Annotated in this window: 22 protein-coding genes and 1 pseudogene; 18 read left to right on the top strand and 5 right to left on the bottom strand. The window is 74.7% G+C overall.

The features are described 5' to 3' along the window. The first annotated feature begins 57 nt into the window (after nucleotides 1–57). The 5 genes from ABD254_RS17820 to ABD254_RS17800 are packed head-to-tail and all read left to right on the top strand — an operon-like array spanning nucleotide 58 to nucleotide 5,134. Nucleotides 58–1,131 (top strand): DNA polymerase IV, encoded by a 1,074-nt coding sequence (locus tag ABD254_RS17820; protein WP_344250017.1) that lies wholly within the window; start codon nucleotides 58–60, stop codon nucleotides 1,129–1,131. 19 nt (nucleotides 1,132–1,150) lie between these two features. Beyond that, a complete protein-coding gene (locus ABD254_RS17815; protein WP_344250015.1) occupies nucleotides 1,151–2,026 on the top strand; it encodes a tryptophan 2,3-dioxygenase in 876 nt (291 codons plus the stop codon). Between the two features lie 32 nt (nucleotides 2,027–2,058). Then, nucleotides 2,059–2,973, top strand: coding sequence for an amidohydrolase family protein (locus ABD254_RS17810; protein WP_344250014.1), 915 nt, complete (start codon nucleotides 2,059–2,061; stop codon nucleotides 2,971–2,973). Then, a complete protein-coding gene (gene kynU / locus ABD254_RS17805; RefSeq protein WP_344250013.1) occupies nucleotides 2,973–4,226 on the top strand; it encodes a kynureninase in 1,254 nt (417 codons plus the stop codon). The genes ABD254_RS17810 and kynU overlap by 1 nt, the downstream gene beginning before the upstream one ends. Nucleotides 4,227–4,237: 11 nt before the next feature. Then, nucleotides 4,238–5,134: a PaaX family transcriptional regulator gene (locus tag ABD254_RS17800; RefSeq protein WP_344250012.1), complete on the top strand. Its 897-nt coding sequence runs from the start codon at nucleotides 4,238–4,240 to the stop codon at nucleotides 5,132–5,134. On the opposite strand, the gene ABD254_RS17795 is transcribed toward ABD254_RS17800, so the two are convergent. Then, on the bottom strand, nucleotides 5,112–5,876 hold the full coding sequence (locus tag ABD254_RS17795; RefSeq protein ID WP_344250011.1) for a hypothetical protein: 765 nt from the start codon (nucleotides 5,874–5,876) through the stop codon (nucleotides 5,112–5,114). The two genes, ABD254_RS17800 and ABD254_RS17795, sit on opposite strands and share 23 nt — an antisense overlap. 130 nt (nucleotides 5,877–6,006) lie before the next feature. On the opposite strand from ABD254_RS17795, the gene ABD254_RS17790 reads away from it, so the two are divergent. The 5 genes from ABD254_RS17790 (at nucleotide 6,007) to ABD254_RS17770 (ending at nucleotide 10,046) form a co-directional block, all read left to right on the top strand. After that, nucleotides 6,007–6,414: a DUF7144 family membrane protein gene (locus ABD254_RS17790; RefSeq protein ID WP_344250009.1), complete on the top strand. Its 408-nt coding sequence runs from the start codon at nucleotides 6,007–6,009 to the stop codon at nucleotides 6,412–6,414. Nucleotides 6,415–6,446: 32 nt separating this feature from the next. Then, on the top strand, nucleotides 6,447–6,893 hold the full coding sequence (locus tag ABD254_RS17785; protein WP_344250007.1) for a DUF6325 family protein: 447 nt from the start codon (nucleotides 6,447–6,449) through the stop codon (nucleotides 6,891–6,893). 1 nt (nucleotide 6,894) lies between these two features. Beyond that, a complete protein-coding gene (locus ABD254_RS17780; RefSeq protein WP_344250005.1) occupies nucleotides 6,895–7,260 on the top strand; it encodes an SHOCT domain-containing protein in 366 nt (121 codons plus the stop codon). 252 nt (nucleotides 7,261–7,512) lie between these two features. Beyond that, nucleotides 7,513–8,724: a cation:proton antiporter gene (locus ABD254_RS17775; RefSeq protein WP_344250003.1), complete on the top strand. Its 1,212-nt coding sequence runs from the start codon at nucleotides 7,513–7,515 to the stop codon at nucleotides 8,722–8,724. Then, entirely contained in the window at nucleotides 8,721–10,046 is a 1,326-nt protein-coding gene (locus tag ABD254_RS17770; RefSeq protein WP_344250001.1) for a chloride channel protein, read from the top strand. The genes ABD254_RS17775 and ABD254_RS17770 overlap by 4 nt, the downstream gene beginning before the upstream one ends. A gap of 33 nt (nucleotides 10,047–10,079) precedes the next feature. Here ABD254_RS17770 and ABD254_RS21450 read toward each other — a convergent pair whose 3' ends face one another. Continuing rightward, nucleotides 10,080–10,625 carry a DinB family protein gene (locus ABD254_RS21450; RefSeq protein ID WP_425553855.1) on the bottom strand — a complete coding sequence of 182 codons (546 nt, stop codon included), beginning with the start codon at nucleotides 10,623–10,625 and terminating at the stop codon, nucleotides 10,080–10,082. Between the two features lie 45 nt (nucleotides 10,626–10,670). Further along, a pseudogene (locus ABD254_RS21445) lies at nucleotides 10,671–11,159 on the bottom strand (AAA family ATPase); the annotation flags it as partial. Between the two features lie 138 nt (nucleotides 11,160–11,297). On the opposite strand from ABD254_RS21445, the gene ABD254_RS17760 reads away from it, so the two are divergent. Next, nucleotides 11,298–13,211, top strand: a complete 1,914-nt coding sequence (locus tag ABD254_RS17760) for a metallophosphoesterase family protein (RefSeq protein WP_344249997.1) — start codon at nucleotides 11,298–11,300, stop codon at nucleotides 13,209–13,211. 10 nt (nucleotides 13,212–13,221) lie between these two features. On the opposite strand, the gene ABD254_RS17755 is transcribed toward ABD254_RS17760, so the two are convergent. Both ABD254_RS17755 and ABD254_RS17750 read right to left on the bottom strand, forming a co-directional pair. After that, complete coding sequence (locus ABD254_RS17755; protein ID WP_344249995.1) at nucleotides 13,222–14,013, bottom strand: uracil-DNA glycosylase; 792 nt, start codon at nucleotides 14,011–14,013, stop codon at nucleotides 13,222–13,224. A 77-nt stretch (nucleotides 14,014–14,090) separates the two neighbouring features. After that, entirely contained in the window at nucleotides 14,091–14,600 is a 510-nt protein-coding gene (locus ABD254_RS17750) for an aromatic ring-opening dioxygenase LigA (protein ID WP_344249993.1), read from the bottom strand. Nucleotides 14,601–14,896: 296 nt separating this feature from the next. On the opposite strand from ABD254_RS17750, the gene ABD254_RS17745 reads away from it, so the two are divergent. The 7 genes from ABD254_RS17745 (at nucleotide 14,897) to ABD254_RS17715 (ending at nucleotide 21,511) form a co-directional block, all read left to right on the top strand. Further along, nucleotides 14,897–15,097 (top strand): hypothetical protein, encoded by a 201-nt coding sequence (locus ABD254_RS17745; protein ID WP_344249991.1) that lies wholly within the window; start codon nucleotides 14,897–14,899, stop codon nucleotides 15,095–15,097. A 206-nt stretch (nucleotides 15,098–15,303) separates the two neighbouring features. Continuing rightward, nucleotides 15,304–17,322, top strand: a complete 2,019-nt coding sequence (gene thrS, locus ABD254_RS17740) for a threonine--tRNA ligase (protein WP_344250086.1) — start codon at nucleotides 15,304–15,306, stop codon at nucleotides 17,320–17,322. A 2-nt stretch (nucleotides 17,323–17,324) separates the two neighbouring features. Next, nucleotides 17,325–18,020, top strand: a complete 696-nt coding sequence (locus ABD254_RS17735) for an HIT family protein (RefSeq protein ID WP_344249989.1) — start codon at nucleotides 17,325–17,327, stop codon at nucleotides 18,018–18,020. Continuing rightward, entirely contained in the window at nucleotides 18,020–18,667 is a 648-nt protein-coding gene (gene pgsA / locus ABD254_RS17730) for a phosphatidylinositol phosphate synthase (protein WP_344249987.1), read from the top strand. The genes ABD254_RS17735 and pgsA overlap by 1 nt, the downstream gene beginning before the upstream one ends. Further along, nucleotides 18,667–19,653: a phosphatidylinositol mannoside acyltransferase gene (locus ABD254_RS17725; RefSeq protein WP_344249986.1), complete on the top strand. Its 987-nt coding sequence runs from the start codon at nucleotides 18,667–18,669 to the stop codon at nucleotides 19,651–19,653. Before pgsA ends, ABD254_RS17725 begins: the two co-directional genes overlap by 1 nt. A gap of 5 nt (nucleotides 19,654–19,658) precedes the next feature. After that, entirely contained in the window at nucleotides 19,659–20,918 is a 1,260-nt protein-coding gene (locus ABD254_RS17720) for a glycosyltransferase family 4 protein (RefSeq protein WP_425553854.1), read from the top strand. Then, the gene (locus ABD254_RS17715; protein ID WP_344249984.1) at nucleotides 20,915–21,511 is read left to right on the top strand and encodes a hypothetical protein; all 597 of its coding nucleotides are present in this window, start codon (nucleotides 20,915–20,917) and stop codon (nucleotides 21,509–21,511) included. The genes ABD254_RS17720 and ABD254_RS17715 overlap by 4 nt, the downstream gene beginning before the upstream one ends. Nucleotides 21,512–21,650: the final 139 nt, after the last annotated feature.

Raw genomic sequence — 21,650 nt, 5'->3', positions numbered from 1 at the left:
GGGCGGGAGGTGGCGCCGCGCGTTGAGGACGGCGGCCGGGCACGCGAGACTCGGGGCATGGGCCCGCGCGCCTTTCGTTGGGTGCTTCACGTCGACCTCGACCAGTTCCTGGCCGCGGTCGAGATCCTGCGGCGCCCGGAGCTCGCCGGGAGGCCGGTGATCGTCGGCGGGCGCGGCGACCCGAACGAGCGCGCCGTCGTCTCCACCGCGTCGTACGAGGCCCGCGCGTACGGCGTCGGGTCGGGCATGCCCCTGCGCCTCGCGGCCCGCAAGGTCCCGGACGCGGTGATCCTGCCGGTGGACCACGAGGCGTACGACGCGGCCTCCGGGCACGTGATGGACACCCTCCGGGGGCTCGGCACGGTGGTGGAGGTCCTCGGCTGGGACGAGGCGTTCCTCGGCTGCGACGCGGACGACCCGGAGGGCGAGGCCCGCCGGGTGCAGGCCGCGGTCCACGACGCGACGGCGCTGCGCTGCTCCGTCGGCATCGGCGACACCAAGGTCCGCGCCAAGATCGCGACGGGGTTCGGCAAGCCCGCCGGCGTCTACCGGCTCACCGCCGGGAACTGGTTCGAGGTGATGGGCGGACGGCCCACGACCGCCCTGTGGGGCGTCGGGCCGAAGATCTCGAGGCGGCTGGCGGCGCACGGCATCGGCACCGTCGCGCAGCTCGCCGCCGCGGACGACGACGTGCTCGTCGCAGAGTTCGGGCCCCGCATGGGCGCGTGGTTCGGCGAGCTGGGGCGCGGGCACGGCTCCGCCGTCGTCGACGACACGCCGTGGGTGGCGCGGGGGCACGGCCGCGAGACCACCTTCCAGCGGAACCTCACCACGCCGGCGCAGGTCGCCGCGGAGCTGCGGGAGCTGGCCGCCCGGGTGCACGCGGACACCGTGGCGGAGGGCCGGCCGGTGGTCCGGGTCGCGCTCAAGGTGCGCTACGCCCCCTTCTTCACGCGGACCCGCGCGCGGAAGCTCCCCGCCCCGACGCGGTCCCTCGAGGACCTGACCGCCGCCGTGCTCGCCCTCGCCGAGGACCTGGAGCCCGGCCGCGAGGTGCGGCTGCTCGGCGTGCGCGCCGAGATGGTCATGCCCGACGGTGATGATGCAGGATTTCGACGGCCGTCACGATAGTGCATTACGCTCGCGACCCATGGCCCACCCCACGCCGCCGGCGCAGCAGTCCACCAACGAGCGCGAGCTCGAGGCGGAGATCGTCACGGATCTGCGCGACCAGATGACCTACGGCTCGTACCTGCGCCTCGACCGGCTGCTGTCGGCGCAGGAGCCGGTCAGCACGCCGACCCACCACGACGAGATGCTGTTCATCGTCCAGCACCAGACGACGGAGCTGTGGCTCAAGCTCGTGCTGCACGAGCTGCTGTCGGCCCGCGAGCTGCTGGCCGCGGACGACCTGGCGTCGGCGCTCAAGCGGATCGCCCGGGTCAAGCACATCCAGAAGACCCTCACCGAGCAGTGGTCGGTGCTCGCCACGCTGACGCCCAGCGAGTACGGGGAGTTCCGCGGCGACCTCGCCAACGCGTCCGGCTTCCAGTCGTACCAGTACCGTGCGGTCGAGTTCCTGCTGGGCAACAAGAACTCCAGGATGCTGCGCGTCTTCGACGCCGAGCCGCCCGCGCAGGACGTGCTGCGGCGCCTGCTGGAGGAGCCCAGCGTCTACGACGAGTTCCTGCGCTACCTCGCGCGCCGCGGGCACGCCGTCCCGGCCCGCGTGCTGGACCGGGACGTCACGCACGCCCACACGCACGACGACGAGCTCGTCGAGGTCTTCCGGGGGATCTACTCCGACCCGCACGCCGACTGGGCCGCCTACGAGGCGTGCGAGGAGCTCGTCGACCTGGAGGAGAACTTCCAGCTCTGGCGCTTCCGCCACCTGCGCACCGTGCAGCGCATCATCGGCTTCAAGCGCGGGACGGGCGGCTCCTCCGGGGCCGGGTTCCTGCAGAAGGCGCTCGACCTCACGTTCTTCCCCGAGCTGTTCGCGGTCCGCACCGAGCTCGGCTCCTGATGACGGCGCACCTTCCGCGTCGCGTCCCTCCGGTGCGCGCCACGGACGGCGGCACGCTCCTGCCGGGGTTCGTCGACGCGCACGTGCACCTGGGGCTCGCCGACCCGCTCGCGGTGCGCGCCGGCGGTGTCGCCGGCGTCGACGACCTGGGCTGGGACCCCGCCGTCGCCGCCCGCTGGCCCGGCGCGCCCGGGTACCCGCACGTGCGCGTCGCGGGTGCGTTCCTCGCCGCGCCGGGCGGCTACCCGACCGGCCGGGCGTGGGCGCCGGGCGGCGCCGTCGAGCCGGTCGCCTCGCCCGACGACGCCGCGGCCGCGGTCGCCCGCCAGGTCGCGCACGGCGCCTCGTACGTCAAGGTCACGCTGCACGCCGGGGGTCCGGTGCTGGGCGACGCCGCGCTGGCCGCGGTCGTGCGCGCGGCGCGCGCCCACGGGCTGCCCGTCGTCGCCCACGCCGAGGGGCCGGGCCAGGCGGAGCGGGCGCTCGCGGCCGGCGTCGACCGGCTGGCGCACACGCCCTGGACCGAACGACTGCCCGACGCGGTCGTCGAGGCCGCCGCGGTGCGCCAGGTCTGGGTCAGCACGCTGGACATCCACGGCTGGGGCGAGCCCGACGCCGAGCAGGACCGGGACCGGGAGGTCGCGCTCGACAACCTGCGGCGCTTCCACACCGCGGGCGGCACCGTCGCCTACGGGACCGACCTCGGCAACGGGCCGCTGCCCGCCGGGCTGAACGTCCGCGAGCTGCGGGCGCTGGCCGCCGCGGGCCTGGAGTCCGCCGCCCTGCTCCGGGCCCTGGTGTCCCGCCCCGTGCCGGGCGCGGCGACGTTCGTCCCCGGCCCCCCGCTCGACCCCCGCACGGACCCGGACGAGCTCGTCGACCGGCTCGCCGACGCGCGCGTCGTCCGCGACCCCGCCACCCCCGCCCCGACGGAAGAGACCACCTGATGACCGTGCCGCCCCCGCTCCCGACCGCAGGCCCGCAGGCCCGCGCCGCCGCCCTCGACGCCGCCGACCCGCTCGCCGCCTACCGCGAGCGCTTCGTCGCCTCGGACGACGTGGTCGCCTACCTCGACGGCAACTCCCTCGGCCGCCCGACGAGGGCCGCGGCCGAGCGGCTCGCGCGCTTCGCGACCGACGAGTGGGGGGCGCGCCTCATCCGCGGCTGGGACGAGTCCTGGTACGAGCTGCCGCTGACGCTCGGCGACCGGATCGGCGACGTCGTGCTCGGCGCCGCGCCCGGTCAGACGTTCGTCGGCGAGTCGACCACGGTGGTGCTGTACAAGCTCGTGCGGGCCGCGCTCGACCTGCCCGAGGTCGCCGGGCGCGACGAGATCGTCGTCGACGCCGGGAACTTCCCCACGGACCGCTACCTGCTGGAGGGGATCGCGGCGGAGCGGGGCAAGCGGCTCGTGTGGCTCGACCCGGCGCCCCACGCGGGGGTCGCGCCCGCCGACGTCGCCGCCGTCCTGGGCGACGACACGGCCCTCGTCCTGCTCAGCCACGTCGCCTACCGCTCCGGCTACCTCACCGACGCGGCCGAGGTCACGCGGCTCGCGCACGAGGCCGGGGCGCTCGTGCTGTGGGACCTGTGCCACTCCGCGGGCGCCGTGCCCGTCGCGCTCGACGACTGGGGCGTGGACCTCGCCGCCGGCTGCACCTACAAGTACCTGAACGGCGGCCCGGGGTCGCCGGCGTTCGGCTACGTGCGCGCGGGCCTGGTCGATCGGCTGCGGCAGCCGATCCAGGGGTGGATGGGCGCCGAGGCGCCCTTCGAGATGGGCCCGCGGTACACGCCGCACGCCGGCATCCGCCGGTTCGTGTCCGGCACGCCCACGATCACGTCGATGCTCGCGATGCAGGACATGCTCGACCTCGTCGACGAGGCGGGCATCGGCGCGATCCGCGCGAAGTCCGTGCTGCTCACCGGGCTCACCCTCGACCTGTGCGACGAGCTCCTCGCGCCGCTCGGCGTCGAGGTGACCTCGCCGCGCGACGCCGACCGCCGCGGCTCGCACGTGACGATCGACCACCCGGCGTTCCAGGAGGTCGTGGCCGAGCTCTGGCAGCAGGGGATCGTCCCGGACTTCCGGCGCCCGCACGGCATCCGGCTCGGCCTGTCGCCGCTGTCCACGTCGTTCGACGAGGTCCGCCTGGGCGTCGAGGCCGTCCGCGCCGCGCTCGTCCGGCTGGCCGCCTGAGCGGGCGCACGATGCACGCCCCGCCCGGCGAGCGGCCCGCGGTCCTCGACGACGTCGACTCCCGCGCGGGCAGCGCGACGTCCCTGCTGCGCACGATCGTCGGCGCGTACCTGCGGCGGGCCGGCGGCTGGATCGCGGCGGCCGACCTGGTCGCGCTCCTGGACGCGGTGGGGGCCGGAGCGTCCAGCGCGCGCAGCGCGGTCTCCCGCGGCAAGTCCCGGGGGCTGCTCGAGGCCGCGGCCGAGGGCGGGCGTCCCGGCTACCGCCTGGCGCCGGGCGCGGCGGCGATGCTGGAACGCGGCGACCGCCGGATCTTCTCCTACCGCCAGCAGGGCGAGGCCGACCCGTGGTGCCTCGTGTCGTACACGGTGCCCGAGCACCGGCGCGACGCCCGCCACCAGCTGCGCCGGCACCTGGCGGGGATCGGCTGCGGGCACGTCGCGACGGGCCTGTGGATCTGCCCGGCGCACCTCGCGGACGAGGTGGAGCAGATCCTGCGCTCCCTCGGGCTGCGCGACGCCGCGACCCTCTTCGTCACGGGCACGCCGCGGGTGGCCGGCACGTTCGCCGACGCCGCCGCGCGCTGGTGGGACCTGGAGCGGCTCGCCGCCCGGCACCACGAGTTCCTGGACCGGCACGACGACGGCGCCCGTGCCCCGGCGCGCACGGCGGCGCCACCGGGCGGACCCGAGGCCTTTGCGCGCTGGACGCGCGTGCTGGACGACTGGCGAGCCGTCCCGTACCTGGACCCCGGCCTGCCGCCGAGCGCGCTGCCGGCCGACTGGCCCGGCCCCCGCAGCGTCGCGACGTTCGACCGGCTCCGTGCCGCGCTCGCCGGGCCCGCCGACGCGCACGTGCGGGCCGTCGTCGGTGGGACGGACGACGTCACAGCATCTTCGGGAAGCTGAGCACCACGATCGTCGCGACGACGAACAGCGCCACGGCGGAGCCGAGCAGGGTGCGGCGCGCGACGCGGTGGGCGAGCTTGGTGCTCAGCCCGGCGAACAGCGCGACCGCGGCGAACAGGATGGACGTCAGGACGTAGTTGTCGCCGTTCTGGTTCGCGCGCAGCGCGGTGGTCGACAGCTCCTCGGCCCGGGACAGCTCGCTCTCCGCGCGCTGACGCGCCTCGGGGTCGTAGTCGGGCATGAGGAACGGGTTGCGGGGCGCGGCGTCGTCGTGCAGCGGGTCGGTGGCCAGCCAGGCGTCGAACGCCGGCACGAACTCGGGCCGGAACCGGGCGTACAGGAACGCGGACTGCGTACCGTCGGCGGGGGAGTAGGTGCCGTCGTCGGCGAGGCCCGTCTCGATGCCGGCGCGCTGCTGCGAGGCGATCGCGTCCACCCACGAGGTGAACGTCTCGACGTCGATGGTCATGAGCTGCCCCGCCTCGGTCGAGGCCCGGGTGGACTCGGCCCGGGCGGCGGACGCGGCCGCGTAGCTGTTCGCCATCACGCCCGACCACTTGGTGCTCTGGAACGCCGACCAGGCCGTGACCAACGTCGCGAGCGCGAGCAGCGCCGTCGCCAGCAGCTCCACCCGCCGGCTGATCTCGCTGCGCCCCGACGCCGCGCCGTCGGCGCCTGGAGCGGCCCCGGACCCGCCCGCGGCCCCGCTCGTCGTCCCGGCCGTGGCCTCACCCGTCGACATGATCGCCTCCCTGCGGTTGCGGCCCCGCGCCGGCAACCCGATCATCGTGGCGGATGACCTGCCGTTTCGTACCGCGACACGACGGGTTGCCCGGCAGGCGGACGTGACGGCCGAGTGGGAGGGTGACCGCATGACCGGCACGACGAGCACGGAGACCAGGGAGCCGTCGGCGTGGGCCGTGGGCGGGACGGCTCTGGGGGCGTCGCTCCTGATCATGGTGGGCCTGTTCCAGGGGTTCGAGGGCCTGGCCGCGATCGTGAACGACGACTTCTTCCTGCGCACGGAGTCGTACGCGTTCGCGCTCGACCTCACGACCTGGGGCTGGATCCACCTGGTCCTCGGCGTCGTGCTCGTGCTCACGGGCTTCTTCCTGCTCACCGGCAGCCCGGTGGCGAGCGGCATCGCCATCGGCCTGGCCGGCCTGAGCGCGCTGTCGAACTTCCTCTTCCTCCCGTACTACCCCGTGTGGGCGGTGCTGGTGATCGCGCTGGACGTCTTCGTCATCTGGGCGATCCTGCGCACCACCGCCGACCGCTGACGCCGACCGCAAGCACCGACGAAAGGCAGGACATGACCACCAGTGCCGAACCCAGCGCACCGAGCAGCGGGCCCGTGGAGCTCGTGCTCCTCGAGTTCCCGCGGGCCGAGTTCAAGGGCGAGATCATCGCCGAGCTGGCTCGGCTCGTCGACGCGGGCACCATCGACGTGCTCGACGCCCTGCTGATCCGCAAGGCCGACGACGGCAGCGTCGAGTGGGTCGAGGCCACGGAGGGCGGCGACGACGACCTCGCCCGCATCGTCGGCGAGCCGGCCGGCCTGCTGGCGGCCGACGACGTGGACGCCGTCGCCGAGGACCTGGCCCCCGGCTCCGCCGTCGGCATGATCATCTTCGAGCACACCTGGGCGCGCGGCCTGACCGGCGCCGTGCTCGGGGCCGGCGGGCGGGTGCTCGACTGGACCCGCGTCCCGGCCGTGGCGATCGAGGAGCTCTCCCGCGAGCTCGAGAAGGAGAACTGAGATGCCCCCTATGCGACGGATGGGTCGACCCGGACTGATCGGGACGATGGCCCGCACCGCGGTGATCACCGGGACGGCGACCGCCACCAGCCGGGCGATGAACCGCCGGGCCGCCGGCCGCGAGCAGCAGCAGTACGAGGCACAGCAGTACCAGGCCCAGCAGCAACAGCAGCAGGCGTACGCCCAGCAGCAGGCGATGGCGCAGCAGGCGGCGGCAGAGCAGGCGGCGGCGCAGCCCGCGCAGGTGACCACGGGCCCCGGGCAGGACGACCTCATCGCCCAGCTCAAGCAGCTCGGCGACCTCAAGGCCGCGGGTGTGCTGTCGGACGCCGAGTTCGCGGCGGCGAAGGCCAAGCTCCTCGGCTGAGGCGGAGGTGCAGCGCAGGGTGGGGGCCGAGGGACGAGGCACCCGCCCGGAGCGGAACCGCAGACTCGGCCGACACCAGCTCGGTTGACGTCCGGCCGAGACGTTCGGCTGGGACGAGAAGGCCCGGGGCGGCGCCCCGGCTGAGATCATGACGACGATGCCCGGCGCCGCGATGCGCCGGGCATCGTCCTGCGTGCGCGGGCCCGCGCCGACCCTTCGGGGACGGCGTGCGCCCTGTGAGAAAGGGTCGGGATGGACCTCGAGACCGTGACCATGCTGGCGGTGGTCGCCGCGGCTGCCGTCGTCGCGCCGTTCGTCGTGGACCGGCTCGAGGCGCACGTGCGCATCCCGTCGGTGGTCGTGGAGATCCTGCTCGGCATCCTCGTCGGCCCGGCGGTCCTCGGCCTCGTGCACGAGACGCCGGTCATCGACGCGCTGTCCGACCTCGGTCTCGCGTTCCTCATGTTCCTCGCGGGCTACGAGATCGAGTTCTCGCGGATCCGCGGCGGCCCGCTCCGCAGCGCGGCGGGTAGCTGGCTGGTGTCCCTCGTGCTCGGGCTCGCGGTGGGCGTGTACCTGGCCGGGCCCCAGGCCGGCCTCGTCGTGGGCCTGGCGCTCACGACGACGGCGCTGGGCGTGATCCTGCCGATCGTGCGCGACGGCGGCGCGACCGGCACGCCGTTCGGCGACCGGGTGCTCGCGGTCGGCACGGTGGGCGAGTTCGGTCCGATCCTCGCCATCGCGTTCGTCCTCAGCGGCGACCGCCCGGCGCAGACGCTCGTGGTGCTGCTGGCGTTCGCGACGCTCGCCGTGTACGGGGCGGTGCTGGCCCGCAAGCCGCGCCACCCACGGCTGGGCCGCGTCGTCACGGCCACCCTGGGCACGAGCTCGCAGGTCGCGGTGCGGCTGTGCGTGCTCGTGGTCATCGGGATGTTCGCGTTCGCCCAGGCGCTCGGCCTCGACCCGGTGCTGGGTGCGTTCACGGCCGGAATCCTCGTGCACCTGTTCCTGTCGTCGAGCGACCCGCTCGAGACCAAGGTCGTCGAGTCGCGGCTCGAAGGCATCGGGTTCGGCTTCCTCATCCCGATCTTCTTCGTGATGAGCGGCGTGACCCTCGACGTGCAGGCGCTGGTGGCCGACCCCGCCGTGCTGGTGACGGTGCCCGTCTTCGTGGTGCTCTTCCTCGTGGTGCGCTGCCTGCCCACCTACCTGGCCCACCGGCGCGCCCTCGGTGGCACCGATGCGCTGGCGCTGGGCATGATGTCGGCCACGGCCCTCCCGTTGGTCGTCGTCATCACGACGGTCGGCACGACGGCGGGCCTGCTGCCGGCGGCCAACGCGGCGGCGCTCGTGCTGGCCGCGATCGCCTCCGTGCTCGTCTTCCCGGTGGTGGCCGAGCAGCTGCGGGACCGGCCCGGGCCGCGGCGGTCCGACGGATCGACGAGCCAGGAGGCCCGCGGATGACGACCGACGTCCCCCAGCCGGTGCTGGGGCGCGACTACGCCCGGCTCCTGGTGCTGTCAGCGGCCCTCGGCGTGCCCGTCTCGCTCGCGGCCTTCGCCTTCCTCGCGTTGCTGCACGAGCTCACCCACCTGGTGTGGGAGGAGCTGCCCGCGGCATGGGGGTTCGCCGGCGTCCCCTGGTGGTGGCCGCTGCCGTGGCTGCTGGTCGCCGGCGTCGCCGTGGGCGCCGCGATCCGCGCGCTCCCCGGGCACGGCGGGCACCTGCCCGTCGACGGCATGAGTGTCGGGCCCGTCCCCGCGTCGCACGTGCCCGGCGTACTTCTCGCCGCCCTGGCCGGGCTGCCGTTGGGCGTCGCCCTCGGTCCGGAGGCGCCTCTGCTGGCCATCGGGGCGGCGCTCGCCATGATCCTGGTGCGCCCGTGGGACGCGACGCTCGACGACCAGGGGCGCACCGTGCTCGCCGTGGCCGGCTCGGCGGCCGCCCTGTCGGCGATCTTCGGCAGCCCGCTCGTGGGCGCCGTCTTCATCATCGAGGCGGTCGGTCTCGCGGGGGTGTCCGGGGCGAGGCTCACCCGGCTGGTGCTGCCGTGCCTGCTGACCTCCGGCATCGGCGCGCTCGTCTTCACGGGCATGGGGAGCTGGACGGGGCTCGAGATCGCGTCGCTCTCCCTGCCGGACGTCGACGCTCCCGCGCGGCCGGACGTCGGAGACGTCCTGTGGACCGTGCCGGTGGCCGTGGTGGTCGCCGTGGGCGTGCGCCTCGTGCACCGGCTCGGCAACGCGGTCGCCCGCCGCGCCGCCGCCGCCCCGTTCACGTCGGCCGTGGCCGGCGCGCTCGCGGTGGCGGTGTGCGCGTCGGCCTACGCCCTGATCACCGGGCGCTCGCCGATGGAGGTCGCGCTGTCGGGCCAGGCGCTGCTCCCGGCCCTCGCCGCCGACCCGGCGGCGTGGGGGGCCGGCGCGCTCGTGGCGCTGCTGGTGCTCAAGGCGGTCGCCTACGGCGTGTCCCTCGGGACGCTGCGCGGCGGGCCGATCTTCCCTGCCGTGCTGCTCGGCGCGGCCACCGGCGTGCTCGTGGCGCCCCTGCCCGGGTTCGGGGCGATCCCGGCACTGGCGGCGGGCATGGCGGCCGCGTCGGCCGCGACCCTGCCGTTCCCGGTCTCGGCGTCGGTGCTGGTCGTGCTCCTGCTGGGGCCGGCCGCGCCCGCCATGGCCCCGATCGTCCTGCTGGCGGCGGTCGTGGGCTTCGTCACCGAGCAGTACGTGCTGCGCCCGCGCCGCGAGGCCCGTGCCTCCGCGCAGGAGGGTGCGGCCGGCGTCTGAGGGCACCGTCCGGGGCCCCATGGCCCCGGACGGTCACTCGCCGGTCGTGCCGTCCACGGCCTCGCGGAGCAGGTCGGCGTGGCCGTTGTGACGGGCGTACTCCTCGATCATGTGCACGAGGATCCACCGCAGGCTGAACGCGCCCTCGCCGGGGCGCCGCGACTCGCGGGAGCTGAGCCGGTCCAGCCCCTCGGGGGTCGCGAGCGCGGCGTCGATCCGGCGGTCCGCGTCCGCGACGGCGGCGTCGAACAGCGCCCGCAGCTCGTCGGGGGAGTCGTCGGCCGCCGTGTGGAACTCCCAGTCGCGGTCGGCGTCCCAGTCCACCGTGTCGAAGGGCGCCATGACGGAGCCGCCGGCCAGCACATCCGCGAACCAGTCCGACTCGACGAGCGCCAGGTGCTTGAGCAACCCGCCGAGCGTCAGGGTGGACGGCGCATGGGCGGTACGCAGCTGCTCGGCCGTGAGGCCGGCGGTCTTGAGGCGCAGCGTGTCGCGGTGGTAGTCGAGGTAGGCGCGAAGCGTGGTGACCTCGTCGGCCCGCAGGGGCGGCTCCGTGCGCTCGTCGGTGGGTGACGGCATCGACGGCTGGCGGAGCCGGAGCGTCCCGTCGTCGAGGGCGGCGCGGATCGCGGCCGCCGTGGCCGCGGGCTCCTCGGCGCGCGTGTCCCGCGCGTGCGGCTCCAGGTCGCCCAGGTCCGCGAACGCGGCGTGCATGCTCTGCACGGCGGACGGGTCGCGCAGCTCGGAGTCGGCGCGGTCGCGGGCTCGCGCGAGGGTGGTCTCGAGGTCGGGGCGAAGCACCACGTACGCCAGGTCCCAGCCCTCGCGCGCGGCGGCCGCGCGGAACGCGGGCAGGAACCACGGCCCGACGACGCCGTCCAGCACGACGTCGTACCCGCCGCGGGCGTATGCGCTCGCGGCGCCGACGACGGCCGCGGCGACGACGTCGTTCTGCCGCTGCGACCCGGCGAGGTACGGCGGCACGAAGCCGGTGGCGATCGACCGGTAGAAGGTGTCGGTCGTCAGGTTCACGGTGGGGCGGTCGGCATCGCTCGCGAGCAACGCCGCCACGGTGGTCTTCCCGGCGCCCGGGGGGCCGGTGAGGATGGTCACGGTCACCCGCGCGAGCGTAGGGGACCCGGGTCCCGAGGACACGCGGAATACGGGCCGACCCCGCGGTCGACGGGCGCGAGCACGTGTTCCGCGGGATCATCCACCGTGGAACGGTCCTCGAGCAGCAACGGAGCAGCCATGAAGAACCGGATTCGTCGTGCCGTCGTCGCGGGGCTGGCGGTCATGCCCCTGACGCTGACGCTGGGTGTCGCGGCAGCACCTGATCCGGCCGCCGAACCCGCGGCCGGGGCGCTCCCCGCACCGTCGTCCGGCTTCCGCGTGCTGCCGTACCTGCAGGCCCCCGGGGCTCGAACCATGACCCTGAGCTGGGTCTCGGAGCTGGACGAGCCCGGCACCGTGGTCGTGACCGGTCCCGGGCTGCGCGGTCCGGCCCGGCTCGCGTCGGAGCCGGAGCGCCTCGACCTCATGGAGTACACCCAGGCCGAGCTGGACCAGGAGATCGACGGCCTGGAGCAGGGGTCGTGGCTGTGGTCGGACGACAGCTACAAGCACTCCGTGGGCCTCGACGGACTGAGGCCGGACCACACCTACCGGTACACGGTGGCGCAGGGCGACGAGACCTTCCGGGGCACCTTCGCCACCGCCCCGACCGCCCGGCGGTGGGACCGCCTGCGCCTGATGGCCTTCTCGGACACCGAGACCGAGCCGATGGGCGCCGTCGAGCAGCGCGAGTGGGAGCTGCACCCGGACGGCTACACGGACGGCTCGGTCGAGCGGCCGGGGCCGGGCTCGATGTGGGAGCAGGTCCACGGGTCCACGACCCGCTACGGCGAGCACACGCTGCGATACCCCCTGGACCAGCGGTCGGCCCTGGTCGAGAACACCGAGGCGATCGAGGCGGCGGACCCGGACCTGATGCTCCTGGCCGGCGACCTGGTGCAGGGCTCCGGGTACCAGCCGGCCTGGGACGAGTTCTGGCGCCACTTCGCCGGCGAGTACGGCACGCTCGCCTCCGAGGTGCCGCTCCTCACCGCGATCGGCAACTGGGAGACGTTCGGCGCGCTCAACGACGGGTACGGCACCCCGGAGGACCGCTCGCCGGCGGTGATCGGGCGCAACCGGTACCACGACTACTTCGACACGCCCGGCGACCGGGACAACCCGCAGTACAAGGACTCCTACTACCGGCTCGACTACGGACCCGTCACGCTGCTCACGCTGGACTCCACGAACGGGGTCCCCGACGAGAACGTCGACGAGGGCATCCTGACGGGCGAGGTGTTCTCCGGGGACGACACGAACCTGACCTTCGACCGACGCACCACCGACACCCAGGGCAGCTTCACGGCGTCCGAGTACGGGGCAGCATTCGCGGACGTGTACCCCGGGCTGTCTCCCGCGGACACCGACCTGCCGAACCTCAACCCGGGCACCGAGCAGTGGGCGTGGGCCACCGAGCAGCTCGCGGACGCGCGGGAGCGGGGGCAGATCGTCCTGGTGCAGTTCCACCACGCGCCGTACTCCTCCGGCGTCCACGGCACGCCTCCGAACCACGTGTATGCGGACAACCAGTCCGGCGTCGCGATGCGCGTCTACAGCCCGCTCTTCGAGGAGTACGGCGTGGCCGCCGTGATCTCGGGCCACGACGAGATGTTCGAGCGGTCCTGGGTGGACGGCGACGGCGACGGCGTCGGCTTCAACGTCTACGACGTCGGGGTCGCGGCTGACGGACTGCGCGGCGAGCAGCTCGTGGAGTCGGAAGGTGGGGAGCTCGTCCCCGTCGGGTTCAACAGCCGTTCGCAGTGGTCCGCCTCCGCGGACGAACCGGAGACGTGGGAGCTCGACGCGAACGGCAACCCGCGGCTGGTCGACGGCGGGCTGCACTACGGGCACCTGCAGATGGACCTGGCGAACACGCGGTGCGGGGCGGAGCTGACGTTCAGCCCCGTGTACCTGTTCCCGGTCCTGGACGACGGCTACGAGCTGGTCCGGACCGAGCGGCGCGTGTACGACGACGTCGTCACCGTGCACCTGGGCGACGACGGCACGCCGCTGGCCGGCCCGGTGAAGTGCCGGCCGGACCGGGGCTGAGCGAGCGGGTTCACCGGGAGGCGAGGTCGCGCGCCCGGAGCAGCACGGCGTCGAGCATCGGCGGCGTGAGGCGCCCCGTGAAGGTGTTCTGCTGCGAGACGTGGAAGCACCCCAGCAGGGTCAGCACCCGTCCGCCGTCGGCGTCGCGGTCGCCGTCGCGCTCGAGCCGGACCTCCGCGCCGTGCGCGAACCGCGGGCGGGGGCGGGGCACGGCCCAGCCCTGCTCGCCGAGGGTGGTGAGCAGCGCCTGCCAGCCGACGGCGCCCAGCGCGACCGCCACCCGCACCCCGCCGCCCACGAGCTCGAGCTCGCGGCCGAGGTACGGCGCGCACCGCCGGCGCTCGTCGACGGTGGGCTGGTTGGCGGGCGGGGCGCATCGCACGGGGGCGGTGACGCGGATGCCGCGCAGCGTCAGTCCGTCGTCGATCGACGTGGAGGTGGGCTGGTTCGCGAACCCCGTGCGGTGCATGGCCGCGAAGAGGAAGTCGCCGCTGCGGTCCCCGGTGAACATGCGGCCCGTGCGGTTGGCGCCGTGGGCGGCCGGCGCGAGCCCGACGACGACGATCGCCGCGCCCGGGTCGCCGAAGCCTGGCACGGGCCGCCCCCAGTAGGTCTCCTCGCGGAACGCGGCCCGGCGCGTCGCGGCGACCTCCTCGCGCCAGGCGACGAGGCGGGGGCAGGCGCGGCAGTCGACCAGGTGGGCGTCGAGCGCGGCCAGGCTCGTGGCCGCGCCGGCCGCTTGGGGGTAGCGGGGCGAGGAGGGGTCGGGCCTGCCGGAGGGGACGGTCGGGACGGGGGGCACGGGCCCATCCTGACCGGGACGTGCGTCGGCCCGCCTCCGGTGGACCGGGGGCGGGCCGCAGGCGGCGGGGTCGCGCGTCAGACGGCGGGGTGCAGCCGGCCGCGGGCCGACGGGGCGGACGGGGCCGGCGTCGCCGCGGGGACGGTCTCGGTCACGAGGGCGGGCTCGGCGCCGAGGCGGCGCAGCGACCAGCCGACGAGGCCGAAGAGGACGCCGAGACCCATGACCAGGGCGCTCACGCCGTACGCCACGACCGAGGTGAAGAGCGACGCCCGCAGGAACGAGGCGTTCATCGCGGTCGCGCGCAGCGGGTCGTCCTGCTCGAGCTGCGCGTAGGTCTGGCCGCCGGTCGCCGCGAGCGCGTGCTTGTCGATGACCTGCGCCTGCGCGAAGGCGGAGAGCGGGCCGTCGACGGTGTCGCCGCCGAGGAAGGCCGCGTCCTCGGAGACCGTGATGTCCTGGGCGGCCAGCTGGTTGCTGACGGTGACCCAGGTCGCCGTGCCGGCGCCGAGCATGAGGACCCCGGCGATCAGTGCGACGAGGCCGACGGTGCGGGCCGGTCGGCGGGCGGTGCGGGTGGTGGTCATGGTCCCCTCCGGGGGTGCAGGTCGCGGGTCTCGCGGCCGGTGCCTCGGCGCCGGGTCCGGCGCTGGTTCTATGGTAAGACCACAGCGTCTGACCGGCCAGGACGAGGCTAGTGAAATGCTTCACAAGATCGATGGTGGTATCGGCGACGCCGGCGGACGGCTCGATAGCGGCCCGATCGCGGCCCGATCGCGGGCCGGCGCCGTCCTGGCTAGCGTGGCGACGACGGGGCAGGGCCGGCGGCGTCAGACGTGCCAGGACGCCGGGTCCGCCCGTCCCGGACTTCGGAGGGAGAACCATGGGCGAGGGCTCAGGCCTGGGTGGCCTGTTCGACAAGGCCAAGAAGCTGGCCACCGACGAGAACATCGACAAGGTTGCCGAGCAGGTCAAGAAGGTTGCGCCGGAGAAGTACGACGGCCACGTCGACAAGGCGGCCGAGGAGGCGAAGAAGCGGAACGACCCGCCCGCCGGGGGAGCGGACGGCCGCACCGGCACCTGACCGGAACCGCGTGCCCCGCCGGGCCCACGGCGCGTGTCGCCGCCTCTGGCCATGCGGGTGAGTACGATCGTGGGGCGTCACCCGTGGTGGCGCCCCGCGTCGTGCTCGGTGTCCCCGCCGCACGACCCTCACCCGTGAGCGCCGCACGCACTGCGCGGCGCTCGCCGAACCGCAAGGAGCAGCACGTGTCCGACGTCGCCTCGCCGATGCCACCGAACCCCGACGACGCGCAGGACACCGCGCGGGACACGGTGACGGTGCAGACGCCGACGACGGGCACGGAGCTCTTCGCCGACCGCCGCGACGTCGTCGCGATGCGCGTGGACGGCGCGCTGCTCGACCTGGCGCGCGACCTCGCGCCGGGCACCGTCGTCGAGCCCGTGACCATCGGCTCCCCGGACGGCCTCGCGGTGCTGCGGCACAGCGCCGCCCACGTGCTCGCGCAGGCCGTGCAGCAGGTCAACCCCCAGGCTCGGCTCGGCATCGGGCCGCCGGTGGAGAACGGCTTCTACTACGACTTCGACGTCGAGACCCCGTTCACGCCCGAGGACCTCAAGGCCCTCGACAAGGCGATGGCGCGGATCATCAAGGAGGGGCAGACCTTCCGCCGCCGCGTCGTCACGGAGGACGAGGCCCGGGCCGAGCTGGCCGACGAGCCGTACAAGCTGGAGCTGATCGGCCTCAAGGGCGGGTCGTCGGACGACGACGGGTCGTCGGTCGAGGTCGGCGCCGGCGAGCTCACGATCTACGACAACGTGCGCGGCGCCGGGCGCGAGTCGGAGGCCGTGGTCTGGAAGGACCTGTGCCGCGGCCCGCACCTGCCGTCCACCAGGCTGATCGGCCAGGGGGTGCAGCTCATGCGCTCCGCCGCCGCCTACTGGCGGGGCAGCGAGAAGAACCCGCAGCTGCAGCGCATCTACGGCACCGCGTGGCCGACCAAGGACGACCTCAAGGCGCACCTGGAGCGGCTCGCCGAGGCCGAGCGGCGCGACCACCGCCGACTCGGCAGCGAGCTGGACCTGTTCTCGTTCCCCGACGAGATCGGCTCCGGCCTGCCCGTCTTCCACCCCAAGGGCGCCATGGTGCGCATGGAGATGGAGGAGTACTCGCGCAAGCGGCACATCGAGTCCGGCTACTCGTTCGTCGCCACGCCGCACATCACCAAGGCGAAGCTCTTCGAGACGTCGCGCCACCTCGACTGGTACGCGGACGGCATGTACCCGCCCATGCACCTCGACGCCGAGCTCGACGACGAGGGCAACGTGCGCAAGCCCGGCCAGGACTACTACCTGAAGCCCATGAACTGCCCGATGCACAACCTCGTGTTCTCCTCGCGGGGACGGTCGTACCGGGAGCTGCCGCTGCGGCTCTTCGAGTTCGGCACCGTCTACCGGTACGAGAAGTCGGGCGTCGTGCACGGCCTGACCCGCGCGCGCGGGTTCACGCAGGACGACGCGCACATCTACTGCACGCGCGAGCAGATGCAGGAGGAGCTCACGTCCCTGCTGACGTTCGTGCTCGAGCTGCTGCGCGACTACGGGCTCCACGACTTCTACCTCGAGCTGTCCACCCGCGACCCGGAGAAGTCCGTGGGCGACGACGCGACCTGGGAGGAGGCCACCGAGGTGCTGCGCCAGGTGGCGACGGCGTCGGGCCTGGAGCTCGTGGCCGACCCGGGCGGCGCCGCGTTCTACGGCCCGAAGATCTCGGTGCAGGCCAAGGACGCCATCGGGCGCACCTGGCAGCTCTCGACGATCCAGCTCGACTTCTTCGAGCCGGAGCTCTTCGAGCTGGAGTACACGGCGCCGGACGGCTCGCGGCAGCGGCCGGTGATGATCCACCGCGCCCTGTTCGGCTCGATCGAGCGCTTCTTCGGCATCCTGGTCGAGCACTACGCGGGCGCGTTCCCGGCCTGGCTCGCGCCGGTCCAGGTGCTCGCCGTGCCGGTGGCCGACGCGTTCGACGACTACCTGTCCGACGTCGTCGCGCAGCTGAAGGCCCGCGGGATCCGCGCCGAGATCGACCGGTCGGACGACCGGTTCGGCAAGAAGATCCGCAACGCGGCCAAGGAGAAGGTGCCGTTCGTGCTCATCGCGGGCGGGGAGGACGCGGAGGCGGGCGCGGTGTCGTTCCGCTTCCGGGACGGCAGCCAGGAGAACGGGGTGCCGGTGGCAGACGCGATCGAGCGCATCGCCGCCGCCGTCCGCGACCGCGTCCAGGTCTGAGCATGGCCGGCAGTCCGCACTCCGAGCCCAGCCGCGCCCCGGGGCCCGGCGGCGAGCCCGCCGCCGGCGCCCCGGCAGGCCCCGTCGACGTGCCCGCCACCGACTTCGGCCCTCGGACCGACGACGTCCAGCGGCTGTGGACGCCGCACCGCATGGTGTACATCGGCGGGCAGGACAAGCCCGCCGACGGCTCGGAGGCGCGGTGCCCGTTCTGCCGCATCCCGGCGGGCGACGACGAATCCGGTCTCGTCGTCGCCCGCGGGCGCGAGTGCTACGCCGTGCTCAACCTCTACCCGTACAACTCCGGGCACCTCATGGTGCTGCCCTACCGGCACGTGTCCGACTACCCGGAGCTCACGGTGAGCGAGACGGCGGAGCTCGCGGCGATGACGCAGCAGGCGATGGGCGCGTTGCGGCGCGCGTACGCCCCGGCCGGCTTCAACCTCGGCATGAACCAGGGCGAGGTCGCCGGCGCGGGGATCGCCGCGCACCTGCACCAGCACGTCGTGCCGCGCTGGCTCGGCGACTCCAACTTCCTGCCGGTGGTCGGCCGCACCAAGGCGCTGCCGGAGCTGCTCGCCGACACCCGGGCACGCGTCGCCGCGGCCTGGTCCGAGAACCCGGCCGGCGACCCGGCGGGCGACCCGGCCGACGACCTGGCCGACGACCCGGCCCACGATGGCGAGGGGGACGCCTGATGTTCTCCGGCCTCCGCGGCGCCATGCAGGGGTTCTGGGCGCCGCTGGCGCGCGTCCTCCTCCGGTGGGGAGTCTCCCCGGACGCCGTGACCATCGCCGGGACGGTGGTCGTCAGCGTCCTCGCCCTCACGCTGCTGCCCACCGGCCACGTGCTGCTCGGCGGCGTCCTCATCGGCCTGTTCGCGCTCGCCGACTCCCTCGACGGCGTCATGGCGCGCACCTCGGGGCGCACCGGGCCGTGGGGCGCGTTCCTCGACTCGACGCTGGACCGGGTCTCCGACGGCGCCGTGTTCGTCGGGATCACGCTGTGGTTCGTGCTGCACCCCGACGTGCCGTACGCGACGTGGGGCGCGGTCGCGTCGCTGGCCTGCCTGGCGCTCGGCGCCGTCGTGCCGTACGCCCGTGCCCGCGCCGAGAGCGTGGGCGCGACGGCCGCCGTCGGCATCGCGGAGCGCACCGACCGACTGGTCGTGGCGCTCGTCGCGGTCGCGTTCACGCAGGTGGGGCTGCCGGAGCTCGTGACTGTCGTCGTGCTGACCCTGCTCGCCGTCGCGAGCGCCGTCACCGTCGTCCAGCGTGTCGTCACCGTGCGGCGCCAGCTCGTCGGCGTGGGCGCGGGCGGCGGCACCCCGGACCCGGAGGCGTGATGGCCGGCCTTTCGCTCGATACCGCGGGGTTCTACACGTTCGCGTGGCGGCACGCCCCGAAGATCCCCGAGCCCGTGCTGCGGGCGGCGTTCACGGCCGTCGCGGACGTCACCTGGTTGTGCCGGACCTCGGGGGTGCGCCGGCTGGAGGCCAACTACGCGCGGGTGCGCCCCGACCTGGACGGCCCCGCCCTGCGCCGCCTGACCCGCGCCGGCATGCGCTCCTACATGCGGTACTTCCGGGAGGCGTTCACCCTGCAGGGCGCGACGCCGGAGCAGATCGACGCGCGGGTGCGGACCGAGGGCTACGAGGAGAACCTCGAGCCGCACGTGCGCGCGGGCCGGGGCGCGTCGCTCGCGCTGGCGCACCTCGGCAACTGGGACCTCGCGGGCGCCTGGGCGTCCCGGCACATCGCCCCGGTGCTCACCGTGGCGGAGCGGCTCGAGCCCGAGGAGCTGTTCCAGGAGTTCGTCGCGTTCCGCCGCTCCATCGGCATCGAGGCGCTGCCGCTCGGCGACCACGACGTCTTCCGCAACCTGGTGCGCGGCGCCGCCGCGGGCGGCGTCATCGTGCCGCTGCTCGCCGACCGGGACCTCACCGCGCGCGGCCTCGAGGTCGACCTGTGCGGGCACCGCGCCCGGGTGGCGGCCGGCCCGGCGATGCTCGCGCTCACCGCGAAGGTGCCGCTCGTGCCCGTCGGGATCAGGTACGAGCGCCTCACCGGCGCCCGGAAGCGGGCGGCGGGCACCTCGTGGGGGGTCGTGCTGCGCTTCTGTCCGGTGGTCGAGGCTCCCGCGCTGACCAACGGCGCCGGCAAGCCCGACCGGCGCGCGCAGGCCGCGGCGATGACGCAGGGCTGGGTCGACACGATCGGGAGGGCGCTGACGGAGAGCACGGAGGACTGGCACATGCTGCAGCGGGTGTTCGTCGACGACCTCGACGCCGAGCGGTACGGGCGCACGCGGGTCGAGGCGGGGGAGGCATGAGCGCCATGACCGCCACCGGCCCGACGCCCGGCCCGCCGTCCGAGAGCGGGACCGGCCGGCCCCTGCGGGTGGGCATCGTCTGCCCGTACTCCTTCGACGCCCCCGGCGGCGTGCAGTTCCACGTCCGCGACCTCGCGCAGGCGCTGCAGCGGCTGGGCCACGAGGTCTCCGTGCTGGCCCCGGCGGACGAGGACACCCCGGTGCCCGACGTGGTCACCTCGGCCGGCCGGGCCGTGGCGGTGCGCTACAACGGCTCCGTCGCGCGGCTGACCTTCGGGCCGCGGGCGGCCACGCGGGTGCGGCGGTGGCTCGAGGCGGGCGACTTCGACGTCCTGCACCTGCACGAGCCGATGGTGCCGAGCCTGTCGATGCTGGCGCTGTGGCTCGCGGAGGCTCCGGTCGTGGCGACGTTCCACACCTCGCAGGAGCGCTCGCGGGCGCTGCAGGTGGCGTTCCCGCTGCTGCGCCAGTCGCTCGAGAAGATCGCCGGCCGCATCGCCGTGTCGGAGGACGCGCGCCGCACGCTGATCGACCACGTGGGCGGCGACGCCGTCGTCATCCCCAACGGGGTGTACGTCGACGAGTTCGACCGCGCGCAGCCCGACGAGCGGTGGCGCGGCACGCCCGAGGCGCCGACGATCGCGTTCCTGGGCCGCCTGGACGAGCCGCGCAAGGGCCTCGAGGTGCTCGCCGCCGCCGCGCCGCGCGTGCTCGAGACATTCCCGGGGGCGCGGTTCCTGGTGGCAGGCCGCGGCGACGCCGGCCGCGACGCCGCGATCGGCGCCCTCGGCCCGCGCTCTGGGTCGTTCGAGTTCCTCGGCGGCATCAGCGACTCCGAGAAGGCGTCCCTGCTCGCGTCCGCCGACCTGTACGTGGCGCCGCAGACCGGCGGCGAGAGCTTCGGCATCGTGCTGGTCGAGGCGATGAGCGCCGGCGCGGGCGTGGTCGCGAGCGACCTGGGCGCGTTCCGGCGGGTGCTCGACGACGGCGCGGCGGGTCGGCTGTTCCGCACCGGCGAGCCGGAGGACCTGGCGCGCGCCCTGCTCGCGGCGCTCGACGACCCGGAGGGCACGGCCGAGCGGAAGGCGTGCGCGAGCGCGTTCGTGCGGCGGTTCGACTGGTCGGCCGTGACGCAGCAGGTGCTGGCCGTGTACGAGATGGCGGTCGCCGCGGGCGACGCGATGGACGGCGGCGTCTCACTGCGCGGAGACGAGCGGGTCGGGTGGCTCCGCGGCCGCCGGCCCGGCGGAGGTGAGGGCGCGTGAACCTGTCGTTGGCATGGTCCGAGCTCGCCCTGGTGGTGCTCGTCGTGGCGGCCGTCGTGGTGTGGCTGGCCTGGCTCTCCGCCTCCCGGCTGGACCGGCTGCACCGCAAGGTGGTGGCGTCGCGGATCGCGCTCCAGGCCCAGCTGGCCCGCCGGGCCGGGACCGCGCTCGACCTCGCGGCGTCGGGCCTGCTCGACCCGGCGGGCGCGGTGCTCGTCGCGGACACGGCGTTCGCCGTCGTGGAGGACGAGGCCCCGCCCGCACCGGGCGCCGAGCTCGCCCTGGAGGGGCTGGGCGCGACCCGCGAGCGGGCCGAGAGCGAGCTCTCCGCGGTCCTGCGCTCCGCGCTCGGCGACGACGACTTCGTCCACTCCCTGCGGGGCACGGCCGACGGCGACGAGCTGGTGGGCGCGCTCGCGGCCGCGTGGTACCGGGCTCAGCTCGCCCGCCGGTTCCACAACGAGGCCGTCGCCCAGGCGCAGCGGGCGCGCCGCACCTGGTACGTGCGCCTCCTGCACCTCACGGGGCGCGCCGGGGTGCCGCACACGGTCGAGCTCGACGACCAGATGCCCGAGGGCCTCGGCCAGTCCTGAGGACGGCGGGCTCCGACGGTACGACGACGGTACGACGGCGGTACGACCGCGGGACGACGGCCCCGCCGGTCGCGCGGCGAACGTAGGATGGCAGAGGGTGCGTGACACCGGTCACGCCGCGGACACGAGCGAGGCGACA

It is taken from the genome of Isoptericola hypogeus (assembly GCF_039531145.1).
In the GTDB taxonomy this organism is placed as follows: Bacteria; Actinomycetota; Actinomycetes; order Actinomycetales; family Cellulomonadaceae; genus Isoptericola; species Isoptericola hypogeus.
This window is presented reverse-complemented; position numbering and strand designations above follow the sequence as displayed.

Excerpts from the sequence above, each read along its gene's own strand:
- ABD254_RS17820 (WP_344250017.1), top strand. The coding sequence starts at position 58 with ATGGGCCCGCGCGCCTTTCGTTGGGTGCTTCACGTCGACCTCGACCAG.
- ABD254_RS17815 (WP_344250015.1), top strand. The coding sequence starts at position 1,151 with ATGGCCCACCCCACGCCGCCGGCGCAGCAGTCCACCAACGAGCGCGAG.
- kynU (WP_344250013.1), top strand. The coding sequence starts at position 2,973 with ATGACCGTGCCGCCCCCGCTCCCGACCGCAGGCCCGCAGGCCCGCGCC.
- ABD254_RS17800 (WP_344250012.1), top strand. The coding sequence starts at position 4,238 with ATGCACGCCCCGCCCGGCGAGCGGCCCGCGGTCCTCGACGACGTCGAC.
- ABD254_RS17795 (WP_344250011.1), bottom strand. The coding sequence starts at position 5,876 with ATGTCGACGGGTGAGGCCACGGCCGGGACGACGAGCGGGGCCGCGGGC.
- ABD254_RS17790 (WP_344250009.1), top strand. The coding sequence starts at position 6,007 with ATGACCGGCACGACGAGCACGGAGACCAGGGAGCCGTCGGCGTGGGCC.
- ABD254_RS17785 (WP_344250007.1), top strand. The coding sequence starts at position 6,447 with ATGACCACCAGTGCCGAACCCAGCGCACCGAGCAGCGGGCCCGTGGAG.
- ABD254_RS17780 (WP_344250005.1), top strand. The coding sequence starts at position 6,895 with ATGCCCCCTATGCGACGGATGGGTCGACCCGGACTGATCGGGACGATG.
- ABD254_RS17775 (WP_344250003.1), top strand. The coding sequence starts at position 7,513 with ATGGACCTCGAGACCGTGACCATGCTGGCGGTGGTCGCCGCGGCTGCC.
- ABD254_RS17770 (WP_344250001.1), top strand. The coding sequence starts at position 8,721 with ATGACGACCGACGTCCCCCAGCCGGTGCTGGGGCGCGACTACGCCCGG.
- ABD254_RS21450 (WP_425553855.1), bottom strand. The coding sequence starts at position 10,625 with ATGCCGTCACCCACCGACGAGCGCACGGAGCCGCCCCTGCGGGCCGAC.
- ABD254_RS17760 (WP_344249997.1), top strand. The coding sequence starts at position 11,298 with ATGAAGAACCGGATTCGTCGTGCCGTCGTCGCGGGGCTGGCGGTCATG.
- ABD254_RS17750 (WP_344249993.1), bottom strand. The coding sequence starts at position 14,600 with ATGACCACCACCCGCACCGCCCGCCGACCGGCCCGCACCGTCGGCCTC.
- ABD254_RS17745 (WP_344249991.1), top strand. The coding sequence starts at position 14,897 with ATGGGCGAGGGCTCAGGCCTGGGTGGCCTGTTCGACAAGGCCAAGAAG.
- thrS (WP_344250086.1), top strand. The coding sequence starts at position 15,304 with ATGCCACCGAACCCCGACGACGCGCAGGACACCGCGCGGGACACGGTG.
- ABD254_RS17735 (WP_344249989.1), top strand. The coding sequence starts at position 17,325 with ATGGCCGGCAGTCCGCACTCCGAGCCCAGCCGCGCCCCGGGGCCCGGC.
- pgsA (WP_344249987.1), top strand. The coding sequence starts at position 18,020 with ATGTTCTCCGGCCTCCGCGGCGCCATGCAGGGGTTCTGGGCGCCGCTG.
- ABD254_RS17725 (WP_344249986.1), top strand. The coding sequence starts at position 18,667 with ATGGCCGGCCTTTCGCTCGATACCGCGGGGTTCTACACGTTCGCGTGG.
- ABD254_RS17720 (WP_425553854.1), top strand. The coding sequence starts at position 19,659 with ATGACCGCCACCGGCCCGACGCCCGGCCCGCCGTCCGAGAGCGGGACC.